The 10,963-nt window shown below is 39.5% G+C and carries 12 protein-coding genes; 6 read left to right on the forward strand and 6 right to left on the reverse strand.

Annotation, left to right across the window (positions count from 1 at the left end; all coding sequences use genetic code 11):
* Positions 1-18: 18 nt before the first annotated feature.
* Both CALSC_RS04000 and CALSC_RS04005 read right to left on the reverse strand, forming a co-directional pair.
* Positions 19-858, reverse strand: coding sequence for a prephenate/arogenate dehydrogenase (locus tag CALSC_RS04000; RefSeq protein ID WP_088240121.1), 840 nt, complete (start codon positions 856-858; stop codon positions 19-21).
* Between the two features lie 102 nt (positions 859-960).
* Positions 961-2,139 carry an RNA-guided endonuclease InsQ/TnpB family protein gene (locus CALSC_RS04005; protein ID WP_088240122.1) on the reverse strand — a complete coding sequence of 393 codons (1,179 nt, stop codon included), beginning with the start codon at positions 2,137-2,139 and terminating at the stop codon, positions 961-963.
* Positions 2,140-2,205: 66 nt separating this feature from the next.
* Here CALSC_RS04005 and CALSC_RS04010 point away from each other — a divergent pair, with 66 nt between their 5' ends.
* From CALSC_RS04010 to CALSC_RS04025, 4 genes are all read left to right on the forward strand, one after another.
* Entirely contained in the window at positions 2,206-2,385 is a 180-nt protein-coding gene (locus CALSC_RS04010; protein WP_088240133.1) for a hypothetical protein, read from the forward strand.
* A 127-nt stretch (positions 2,386-2,512) separates the two neighbouring features.
* Positions 2,513-4,078 carry a pentapeptide repeat-containing protein gene (locus CALSC_RS04015; protein ID WP_088240123.1) on the forward strand — a complete coding sequence of 522 codons (1,566 nt, stop codon included), beginning with the start codon at positions 2,513-2,515 and terminating at the stop codon, positions 4,076-4,078.
* A gap of 40 nt (positions 4,079-4,118) precedes the next feature.
* The gene (locus CALSC_RS04020; protein ID WP_088240124.1) at positions 4,119-4,709 is read left to right on the forward strand and encodes a DUF1517 domain-containing protein; all 591 of its coding nucleotides are present in this window, start codon (positions 4,119-4,121) and stop codon (positions 4,707-4,709) included.
* Between the two features lie 359 nt (positions 4,710-5,068).
* Complete coding sequence (locus CALSC_RS04025; RefSeq protein ID WP_088240125.1) at positions 5,069-5,947, forward strand: hypothetical protein; 879 nt, start codon at positions 5,069-5,071, stop codon at positions 5,945-5,947.
* Positions 5,948-6,319: 372 nt separating this feature from the next.
* On the opposite strand, the gene aroF is transcribed toward CALSC_RS04025, so the two are convergent.
* The 4 genes from aroF to CALSC_RS04045 all read right to left on the reverse strand — a co-directional run bounded on the left by aroF (position 6,320) and on the right by CALSC_RS04045 (position 9,063).
* Entirely contained in the window at positions 6,320-7,378 is a 1,059-nt protein-coding gene (aroF, locus tag CALSC_RS04030; RefSeq protein ID WP_088240126.1) for a 3-deoxy-7-phosphoheptulonate synthase, read from the reverse strand.
* A 445-nt stretch (positions 7,379-7,823) separates the two neighbouring features.
* Positions 7,824-8,330 (reverse strand): PAM68 family protein, encoded by a 507-nt coding sequence (locus CALSC_RS04035; protein WP_088240127.1) that lies wholly within the window; start codon positions 8,328-8,330, stop codon positions 7,824-7,826.
* Between the two features lie 12 nt (positions 8,331-8,342).
* Positions 8,343-8,612, reverse strand: coding sequence for a 30S ribosomal protein S15 (gene rpsO / locus CALSC_RS04040; protein ID WP_088240128.1), 270 nt, complete (start codon positions 8,610-8,612; stop codon positions 8,343-8,345).
* A 76-nt stretch (positions 8,613-8,688) separates the two neighbouring features.
* Positions 8,689-9,063: a DUF1823 family protein gene (locus CALSC_RS04045; protein ID WP_088240129.1), complete on the reverse strand. Its 375-nt coding sequence runs from the start codon at positions 9,061-9,063 to the stop codon at positions 8,689-8,691.
* A 214-nt stretch (positions 9,064-9,277) separates the two neighbouring features.
* Between CALSC_RS04045 and CALSC_RS04050 the strand changes: the two genes are divergently transcribed.
* Both CALSC_RS04050 and purB read left to right on the forward strand, forming a co-directional pair.
* Complete coding sequence (locus CALSC_RS04050) at positions 9,278-9,571, forward strand: acylphosphatase (RefSeq protein ID WP_088240130.1); 294 nt, start codon at positions 9,278-9,280, stop codon at positions 9,569-9,571.
* 89 nt (positions 9,572-9,660) lie between these two features.
* On the forward strand, positions 9,661-10,956 hold the full coding sequence (gene purB / locus CALSC_RS04055; RefSeq protein WP_088240134.1) for an adenylosuccinate lyase: 1,296 nt from the start codon (positions 9,661-9,663) through the stop codon (positions 10,954-10,956).
* Positions 10,957-10,963 lie beyond the last annotated feature (7 nt).

Genomic DNA, 10,963 nt, shown 5'->3' on the forward strand with positions numbered 1-10,963 from the left:
CCTGTTCCCTGAATCCAATTACTCTGTAAATAATGGTCTTGCTTGTTGGGTAGAAGCCAACTTTTCTTCTAAAGCTTGCCAATCTTCTCGTTCGATCATATCTATTGCTGCATCGATATGGTGACGGTACTGCTGTAGAGATGCCAATAATGCTTGGCGATTATACCGTGCCATCATCATACCCAATTCTGGATTGCCACCACCCACACGACTAGTATCTCGAAAACCAGAACTAGCTAAGTTTTGAGCCAATTCTAGTACTTGAGGATTCCTTTCTCCCATACAAGTTGTGATCAAAGAAGCACTAACCATAACTGGTAAATGGGAAATCCAACTAACTGCTGAATCATGAGCCTCTGGAGAACAATGGTAAATTTTTGATCCCAACTGACTCACCAATCCTTCTATCACTTCAATTACAGGTTTAGGGGTTATAGCCGTAGGTGTGAGTACATAGGGTCTATCCACAAATAAATCCCTCTGTGCCGCTTCTATGCCACTATCCGCCGTTCCAGCCATGGGATGACCCCCGACGAAGTTTTGCCAATGAGGAGCCATCCCTTGGACTATGGACGCTTTTACCGAACCCACATCAGTAATAATGCAACTTGTAGGTAAATAATGAATTAACTCTGCAAATTTGGGAACAATAAGCCCTATGGGTGTGCAAATAAATACCACATCCACAGTTGTTAGTAAGTTCATTTCCACCCCAGCTGCGTCTACACAGCCCATAGCGATCGCCTTTTCACAGGTAGATGGACGACGACTAACTCCTAGAATATAATGCCCGTGCGATCGCAAGTCAAACCCTAAGGAGCCACCTATGAGTCCCAATCCGACAATCCCAATTTTCATATTAATTCCTGAGCTTTACATTGTGACGTACTCCACACACTCCCCTAAGCCCTTCGGGCAAGCTTGCGCCAACGGGTGAGTGTGGGCTTCTCAGCGACTCCTCTATGAGGACATTAACTGAGCTTTTTTATTCAGGGCGTGCGTCCCACGCTTCCTGACGTTGATTGCCGCGTTCAAGTCTCTACACAAACTGGTATGACATACCGGACAATTGTGTATTCTTTGAGATAGGGACTTTTTCACCTTATGACCACAGTTAGAGCATTCTTGGCTTGTACCGTTTGGAGAAACTTCTATTACTGATAAACCAGCATTCTCGGCTTTGTTTTTCAGTATTGATAAGAACTGACCCCATCCGGCATCATGAATAGACTTAGCCAATCGTGTTCTAGCAAGTCCCTTGATGTTTAATTTTTCAACTGCTACAATATCATATTTATTTAGCAGTTTTTTAGCTGTATTGAAATGAAAATTTTTACGGGTATCAGCAACTTTTTTATGCTGCTTGCCTAATTTTTTAATTGCTTTTTTACGTCGATTAGAGCCCTTTTTTCTGCGAGATACTTTACGCTGTGCTGACTTCAATTTACGTTCAGATTTACGCAAATGTTTAGGTGCAGAGACATGGTTATTATCCGAATCAACATAAAAATCAATTAATCCGACATCAATACCCACGATATTATCAGGATTAAAATCAGGTTTAACAGTAGGTACAGATTTGTCATCAAGGCTTAAAGTTACATAATAACCATCAGCTTTCTTCGTGACTGATACTGTTTTGATATCAAACCCATCAGGGATAGGACGATGAACAATTACTTTGACATCTCCAATTTTTGATAATGTAATTTTATTACTGACAAAATGATGTCGCTTGAATTGGGGATAAGTGAAAGTTTTGTATTGCCCCACACCCTTGAATCTTGGTCTACCTGATTTCTTCCCGTTACAATCACCTTTTAACCATCTATCAAAAGCTATTTCAACTTTTTTAGGAACTTCCTGTAATACTTGACTATGGATAGTTTTGTACCAAGGTCTGTCTTTTTTAAGCTGTGTTAAAGATACTTTTTGATTGTAATAAGTTGGTTTGTCTTTAAGCTCAGGTAAATAACAAAGAAGAGAACATCTATCAATACAACATCGATTTTGCTCATACCAGTTGAATCGTTGAGCAAGCTGATAATTATACTGACAACGAAGCATATCGAGCGTATTGTTAATAATTTCTCGCTGCTTTTTATTTGGTTTGATTCGGTACTGGTATGAAATTCTCATTGATTTAACCTTGTTGTTCGACCTCTGTGTATATTATCATTAATGTACAGACATGATCTGGGTAATATGAAGAAAAATAGATTAGATTTAAGATTAAGTGACAGAAGGATGAATAAACTACGCTTATATAGCGTCAATCAAGATAAATCAATGACTCGTATTATTGAAGATTTTATTGATACGCTTCCCGAGCAGGATATTGGTAAAAACTCAACTACCCCACAACCTGTTAAGCCTACGGCTTAATACAATTGCAGGGTGTTTCGTTTTTACCTCACAATTCATCCCACACCTCCCTATCGGGTAGGATGTGGGGCTTCTTGCTGTTTTCAGCTAAATTTATCTAAATTGGCATTGGAGTGAGGTAATTTGCATGACTATAGAAGAATTGTTGGCAAAATACGAAATTGGCATTAGAGACTTTAGGAATATTAATATAGCTGAGGCTAATCTCAGTGGAGCCAAACTCAGTCAAATAATTTTCGCTCATAGTAATTTGAGTATTGTGAATTTCAGTGGCACAGATCTCCATCAAGCCGACTTAAGTCATGCCAAGTTAAATGTAGCCAGACTACATGGTGCAAATCTCCAGGAAGCTATTTTACATAAAACTATTCTCAATGTTGCTAACCTGATTCGTGCCAATCTCAATGGAACCCAATTACAACAAGCCTCCCTGATCCGTGCCGAGTTAATTCGTGCCGATCTCAGTTACGCCAATTTAATGGATGCTGATCTCAGTAGTGCTGATTTGCGAGAAGCTACTTTACGCCAAGCTAAATTGATTAAGACCAATTTATCAGGAGCTATCTTGCAAGATGCTATTCTCGATGGTGCTAACTTAACAGAAGCAAATCTTCATGGTACAGACTTAAACAGAGCCAATCTCAGTGCTACGAATATGCAAGGGGCTGAACTGCGACAAGCCAACCTGAGTCATACAGACTTGAGTGGGTCAAATTTAACTGGTGCAAATCTCCGGTGGGCAAATTTAACTGGTGCAAATCTCTGTTGGGCAAATTTAAGTGAAGCCAAGTTGAGTGGAGCTAATTTAGCAGGTGCTGATTTGAGTCATGCGAATTTAGCTAATGCAAGTCTGGTTCATGCCAATTTAAATCAAGCAACATTGATTAATGCTGAGTGGATCGGTGCAGATTTAACAGGAGCTACCCTGACAGCGTCAAAACTATATGGTACTTCTAGATTTGGTCTCAAAACTGATGAAATCATCTGTGAATGGATCGATCTTAGTCCTCAGGGCGATGGCTCAATGATCCAAAATTTTTATTTAGAAGAATTACACGAGTTTTTTAATCAGACTCCACCCACTATTAAAATTATTGTTGATCAAGCTTTAGACACCCAAGCCAATTTTGCCCTAGCTGGAGCTTATTTCCAAATCGCCCGAAAATATCCAGTAATTAAACAACCCCCCACTATGGAAATTGGATTGCGGCGCACAGTATTTACTTTTAATGTTGATAGCGATCGCGCCTTATTCCCTATGGCTTATATTACTATTCTTCCCTTTCTCAATGCTGCCCCTACTCATCAGAATATTTGTTCTATCTTGGAGATGATATCTGGGAAAGAAACTTACTATCTAGGTATTAAATATGCGGAAATGCTGCAAGAATTAAATACTATGATGGAATGCATGATTGAACAAGTAAGCACTATCAAAAGTCAACAAAAGATTCTCAAATTAACTGAAAAAATCAAATTCTTTCAAGCTCCTACTCAAACAATTCTCACGAACTCAAGTAACAAAAAATTAATTGTTTATAGTCATCCTCATTTTGGTAGGTATTTTCAACATAATGCTCAATTAAATTATTTGTTGAAAAATAGTTTGGAAGAGGATAAAGATAATATAATTATCCCTGCTTTTAATACGACCATTGATTTTATTAAAAGTTTTCATCATCTCAATCAATGATTTATATTTTTGATATCCACACAATTAAGAGGAGTGAACTATGCGGAATGCATTTAACAAAATGATGGGTCGGACTCGCTATGTAGTTTGTCGATTATTTATACATTTAAGCGGCTCAGAAATTGCCCCTATTTTAGGAGTATTAAATAATGCAGCTCGTGAGGCAATAGATGCTGATGGCGATTTAGACATTTTAGGAGAAGGACTAGTAGAAATTTGCCAAGTCCTACTGCAATATGATGAAAGTTGGTTATCTGCTGCCAATGAAGGAGATATATTTTGGGATGAAGGTGAAGCCGGAGATTATGTAAATGAGCTATTTACCGATTCTGCTCAACGTTATCTTAGTGAACCTGGTTATGTTGAAGTAGATGAAGACGATCCCTTATCCTTACCAGCAACCCGTAATGTAGTAGTAATGATTACAGTGGCTTATGAAGGGGACTTAGAAGAATTAGAAACCAACCTGGCTGACATACAAGCACTCAAGGCTGGATTAAAAGCCATAATTGATCTCAATTATAATAATCAATTACAAGCCATTCAGGTACATTTTTCTCCAGCTAGGTTTGGAGATGAATTGACCAACGACCAATTGATTCAGTATTACCCAGAGTTGATCCCCTTGTAACTTCATTCAGTAAAATAGAAGCCATAACGGATTATTCTGTTTGGAGATAACTTCCTCTCTAAGATTCAATCTGCGATCGCTTGATAAAATTATTGTGAAACTAGTGGTTCACACAAAACAGATTTTTCCTACAGTAGAACAAACGAACCACTTGTATCCACCATGTTCACAAAATCGGGATTGACGAAATCCAAAATCCAAAATTATTTTGACTCCCGTTTACAAGATAGGGATTGAGTCAATCCAAAATCCAAAATCTAAAATCTAAAATTGTTTTGACTCCCGAAATCGGTGAGGTAGTCCCTACTTGACCATAAGCCCAGACAAATTGTTAAGCTCAAGAAAGGGATCGTAATGAAATGATGATGAAAATTTTACGTAAATTTACAGTAGTTTTATTAACATTGAGTTTATGCGTTACCACCGTAGCTTGTGGTGGTAATGTGAGTCAAACTACCAGTCGAACTAGTAGCAATAACCAAGCCACAGAAGTTACTAAAACTAGAATAAGTGATGGTCAGTACCCAGTCCAACAAGCTAGTTACAATGACGGGAATGGTGCCTATACCTTGTTCTTACTCAATAGTCCCAAGCCAACTTATACAACTGATAAGTTGCAGATGGCACGATTAACAGATGAACAAATTAAACAAGGTGACAAAACTTACTTAAAGGTAGATAGCGGAGAACCAGTTCTCTACCTGACAGAAGATTTTAAAATAGAGTACGTCCATAACGTCACCGAAACCAAGACCAATCCCCAAACAGGTCAACAAGAAACGGTAATTGTACGACGGGAAAGTAACTTCTGGACACCCTTTGCTGGAGCATTAGCAGGTCAAGCTCTGGGTAGTTTATTATTTAGACCCCAGTATTATGTACCACCTGTTTATCAACCAGGTGGAGTTCTCACTGGTTATGGTGGTTATGGCAGAAGCTATAATGTGGCAGTGGATCGTTATCGTCAACGTTACAATGAACCACCCGCAGCAGTCAGAAATCGTACAACTTTCCGAAAAACGGGATCGATTCGTAGGTCTTCTCCTACAAATTCTAATGTGCGTACCAGGCAACAAACAGGTAGCCGTAGTACTGGTTCCGGTTTTGGTAGTAGTAAACTCAAAAATTCTGGTAAATCTCGTTCTGTAAGACGCAATTCTAATACTGGCTTCGGTAGCAATCGTCGCTCTACCACTCGCCGTCGTTCAACTGGTTTTGGTAGCAGAAGGAGAAGATAATAGTAGGGAAAGTGAAGAGTGATATTATATCCGACTAAATAGTTGTAAACCTCGCCCATATTAAAACCTGGAGTTTCTACTTATTTCGATACGTCATTGCGAAGTAAAGAAGCAATCTCTAAGTCTTGGCAGAAAACTACAGTTCTCAAAGTAGTCGAGGTGTAACTACCTTAATTCCTTCCTCATTTAAATATCTTCCAACTTCCAACTGAAAAGGCGGGGATCGTATATTGATCGCCCGCCTTACCGATTAATTCCATCAACAGATAATTAATGTTCTCAGCTTATGTAGCAATGGACATATTGGTTAGGACAGTATTGTTCGACTAAAGGACTGTCAATTGAAAAATGTCCTAACTTGGCTAGCTATAGCTATACTACAGCTGCAGCTGGTTGCTGCCAGCGTCCCATAGCCTTACCCACCACGGATAATTCTTGCATTAAACTGTCAAATGCTTCTGGTGTCAGGGATTGAGGTCCATCAGACATCGCTTTGCTGGGGTTAGGATGTACTTCAATCATCAAAGAATCACAGTCAGCAGCGATCGCAGCTTTTGCCATTGAGGGTACATAGGATGACCATCCTGTACCGTGGCTGGGATCGATCATAATTGGTAAGTGGGTTAAACTCCGCAATACTGGAATAGCCGATAAATCCAGAGTGTTACGGGTATATTGGCGGTCAAAGGTACGGATTCCTCGTTCGCATAAAATCACATTGGGATTTCCTGATGCCAAAATATATTCCGCAGCCATTAACCAGTCTTCTATAGTTGCTGCCATTCCCCGCTTCAGCAATACTGGTTTTGGTTGTGACCCAACTTTCTTCAGCAAGGAAAAATTCTGCATATTCCTTGCTCCCACCTGGACTACATCAGCAACTTCCGCGATTTTTTCTAAGTCAGCAGCATCCATCACTTCTGTAATGATGCCTAGTCCACTAGCTTTACTGGCTGCTGCCAATAATTCTAAGGCACTTTCACCATGTCCTTGGAAAGCATAAGGAGAGGTGCGAGGCTTATATGCTCCTCCCCGTAAAAACTTGGCTCCCGCAGCCTTAACGCGTTTGGCTGTCTCAATAATCATCTCCTCGTTTTCAACGGAGCAAGGTCCAGCAACCACCACCAAAGGCTGATTTTCACCAAATACCACAGGTCCTTCAGGTGTGTTGACTACGATATCAGATGCTTGTCCGTGACGATACTGGCGACTAGCTCGTTTATAAGGCTTTTCGACCCGTAATACTTGCTCAATCCAGGGACTAAATTCCTGAATTTGCAACGGATCTAAATCGGCAGTTTCACCAACTAGACCAATAACTACTTTGTGCTGACCAACAATTTTCTCCGGTGTCAGACCCCAACTACTGAGTTCATCAGTAATTCGGCTAATTTCTACTTCCGGAGAACCTACTCGCATTACTACAATCATGTTAAATTCCCTGACTGTTTTAAATGTGCCTGTATCAAAAATTGAAGCTAGGTAAAAAAGCTAGTTGATGTTAACAAGACCTACGCGTCTTTTCAAAACATCATAATTGAGAGTATATTTCAAAAACAAATATTTTTTATAATTTTATAGTATCTTATACAAAAAATCACGCCCAGACTTAACTTAATAATTAATAAAATTGGGTATCAGGATTCTGGAGATAATTTTACGGCTTATGTGACTTAGAGCCTGGAAAGGCGTAAATAAGTCAATATCGTTCAAATCCTGACTATCGGCTGGGCATTATTGATTCACATTTAGGCGTATTTTATGTTATCAAATGTTGATAAAATGGGTTTATCATCCCAACATAAATACCTAATAATGTCAACACTTAGTTACCTATATACCCAATATTAAAAAATTGATATCTGGACGCTATTAATTACACTTTTTTTTGTTTGCTCTCACGCCATGCAGTTACCATGCGTTCCCTATTGGTATTGAATTCTTGCCAACCAAAAATTCCTCCAGCTCTACCTTCTTCCCAGGAAGCGGAGAGAACACCATAGGTAATTCCCACAACTCCTAAACCAAAGAAGCCTAAATTCAGCAACAGGACTGAAATTGGAGGTAATTTGATATCGGTGTAGATCAAGAGCAAATAGCTAACAATGAGAGTGGAAATACCTAATAATGTTGGTACACCACAAAAGGCAGCGACTCGCCTCATCATTCTTTGGCTCACAACCCGAGGAATTGCCAGTTGTTCTTTAGTATAAGCAGGCTTTTTTGGCTGTTTTTTCTGTTTACTAGATACTTTCTTTGTATCTGCTGGCTTTTTCTCAGATTTATTCAGATTTTTTCCTGTTTCAGCCTTAGGTTTGGCTGACTTTTGACGTTTTTTATTCGGCTCAAAAGGTAACCGATTTTCTTCAGATTCTGCAGACATAAGCAAAATCAATTATCCACGAATACCTAGACGACGGATCAATGCTTGGTAATGTTCTCGGTTATGCTTATTAATATATGCCAAAAGGCGCTTGCGCTGACCAATAAGTTTTAATAATCCTCGACGGGAAGAATAATCTTTCTTATTTGCTTGCAGGTGAGTACTGAGACGTTGAATTCGCTCAGTCAACATCGCAACTTGAACATCAGAAGAGCCGGTATCAGTTTCGTGAATTTGGTATTGTGAAAATATTTCTTGTTTTTGCTGTTGCGTCAGAGCCATAATTCCATGAATAATGAATATAAATTTATGCAGCAGTCTATCATCATATCACAGTTAAGCGAATATGATATTAATTTCAATGATCGAGTTTTTTTTGCTGCATATAATTTAATAACCAGTTGGCAGCAGTAGCTCTACGAGTTTGCACCGGGCCAAATTCGCCTATTTTATACCCTTGAAAGCCTAATTTTTCTTTGAGTAATTGTTTATTTTCTTTGGGGATAGAGCGAGTCAATTTAACTGTTGCAGGGCGACTGGCAATAAAATCTGGTGGTTGGGGATATTCATCCCGCCATTCTGGAGAGACTTGATCAAGATTCCAATTCTCAGTTGAGGGATCATAGCGATAACCCAAGTAATTCCATACCAAGTGGTTGACTGTGGCATTATCAATTTCTTCATTGAGGATTGCCCAGATCGTTTCTGTTGTGAGCGGTGGCAGGTTAGACATAACATCAATAGCAACCGAAAATAGGGTTTAAGATATGGCAAGTTTAATCATGATTTTCACATATATATAAGAATTAACTAACCTCGATAAATTTTACCAGCATTAATAACCATGATGTTGCTAAACTATGGTTAACATCAATCAAATCCTCAAAATAAGTCAAAATTATAGAGGTTCTCCAGCTCTAAAAATTTTCAAGCGATGAGGTTGAGTAGTGCAAAATTCTCCAGAAAATTCTTCTATTGTCCGTGTTCATGTATTCATCTCAGGACGAGTGCAAGGAGTAGGTTATCGCTATGCAACGGTGGAGCTCGCCAGTAAACTGGGATTAAGTGGTTGGGTGCGTAATCTTCCTGATGGTCGAGTGGAAGCAGTATTTGAAGGCTGGCATAGTACAGTAGAGCAGATGATTCGCTGGTGTCATCAAGGACCACCTGCTGCTGTTGTGGAAAATGTGGTAGTTGAATACGAACAGCCAGAAGGATTAGGAGGATTTGAAATTAGATGAATAAATATTATGAGCTAACTAGCTGGATTTGTTTGTATAGTCCGACTTAACTGTACAATATGACGGTTGTATGTACTCTGTGGCGAACTGTGATTGAGCGTTATACTTTGCCGGAAATGGGCAATCTCTGGACTGATACCTATAAACTTGAAACTTGGCTCCAAGTGGAAATTGCTGTATGTGAAGCACAGGCTGAGTTGGGTTATACTCCTAAAGAAGCAGTTGCAGAGATTAAGGCAAAGGCTAATTTTGATCCCAAACGGGTACTGGAAATCGAGACTGAAGTTCGCCACGATGTCATTGCATTCTTGACAAACGTTAATGAATATGTAGGTGATGCGGGACGTTACATACATTTGGGGTTAACTAGCTCAGATGTTCTAGATACTGCTTTAGCATTACAATTAGTTTCCAGCTTGGATTTATTGTTACAGCGTCTCGAAGATTTGATTGAAGCAATTCGTAAAAAGGCTGGGGAACATCGCCATACGGTAATGATTGGTCGTTCCCATGGTATTCATGCGGAACCAATATCCTTTGGTTTTAAGTTGGCTGGCTGGTTAGCTGAAGTTTTACGCCATCAACAACGTCTAACTCGCTTACGGGAAACTATTGCTGTAGGTAAAATTTCTGGTGCTGTGGGGACTTATGCAAATGTGGAACCGAGGGTAGAAGCGATCGCTTGTGAAAAATTGGGTCTACAACCAGATACAGCTTCTACTCAGGTTATTTCTCGCGATCGCCATGCAGATTATGTGCAAGTATTAGCATTACTAGCTGCATCAATTGAGCGTTTTGCAGTGGAAATTCGCAATTTACAGAGAACTGATGTCTTGGAAGTAGAAGAATACTTTTCTAAGGGTCAAAAAGGCTCTAGCGCCATGCCCCACAAACGTAATCCCATCCGCTCTGAAAGATTAACAGGGATGGCACGAATGATTAGGAGCTATGCTGTGGCTGCGGTTGAGAATGTGGCACTATGGCATGAAAGAGATATTTCTCACAGTTCTGTAGAAAGAATAATGTTGCCAGATGCTTGCATTCTAACCCATTTTATGATTAAGGAAATGACAGGTTTGGTAGAAAATCTCCTGGTTTACCCTGAAAATATGGCTCGAAATATGAATTGCTATGGTGGTGTTGTATTCAGTCAAAGGGTATTATTGGCTTTGATAGAAAAAGGAATGCGCCGGGAAGAAGCCTATGCACTGGTACAAGAAAATGCTCATAAAGCATGGAATCAGCCAGATGGCAATTTTCGTGAATTAATTAGCCAAGACAGTCGTGTTAGTGATAAGTTATCTGCCGCAGAAATAGTAGCTTGTTTTGATCCCCAACACCATCTCCAATATCTAGAGCAGGTATATCAACGGCTGAATATCTAGTACACCT

Origin of the sequence: Calothrix rhizosoleniae SC01 (genome assembly GCF_900185595.1) — a bacterium.
GTDB classification, from domain to species: Bacteria; Cyanobacteriota; Cyanobacteriia; order Cyanobacteriales; family Nostocaceae; genus Calothrix_A; species Calothrix_A rhizosoleniae.

Coding starts and splice junctions, on each gene's coding strand:
- CALSC_RS04000 (WP_088240121.1), bottom strand. CDS start 858: ATGAAAATTGGGATTGTCGGATTGGGACTCATAGGTGGCTCCTTAGGG.
- CALSC_RS04005 (WP_088240122.1), bottom strand. CDS start 2,139: ATGAGAATTTCATACCAGTACCGAATCAAACCAAATAAAAAGCAGCGA.
- CALSC_RS04010 (WP_088240133.1), top strand. CDS start 2,206: ATGAAGAAAAATAGATTAGATTTAAGATTAAGTGACAGAAGGATGAAT.
- CALSC_RS04015 (WP_088240123.1), top strand. CDS start 2,513: ATGACTATAGAAGAATTGTTGGCAAAATACGAAATTGGCATTAGAGAC.
- CALSC_RS04020 (WP_088240124.1), top strand. CDS start 4,119: ATGCGGAATGCATTTAACAAAATGATGGGTCGGACTCGCTATGTAGTT.
- CALSC_RS04025 (WP_088240125.1), top strand. CDS start 5,069: ATGATGATGAAAATTTTACGTAAATTTACAGTAGTTTTATTAACATTG.
- aroF (WP_088240126.1), bottom strand. CDS start 7,378: ATGATTGTAGTAATGCGAGTAGGTTCTCCGGAAGTAGAAATTAGCCGA.
- CALSC_RS04035 (WP_088240127.1), bottom strand. CDS start 8,330: ATGTCTGCAGAATCTGAAGAAAATCGGTTACCTTTTGAGCCGAATAAA.
- rpsO (WP_088240128.1), bottom strand. CDS start 8,612: ATGGCTCTGACGCAACAGCAAAAACAAGAAATATTTTCACAATACCAA.
- CALSC_RS04045 (WP_088240129.1), bottom strand. CDS start 9,063: ATGTCTAACCTGCCACCGCTCACAACAGAAACGATCTGGGCAATCCTC.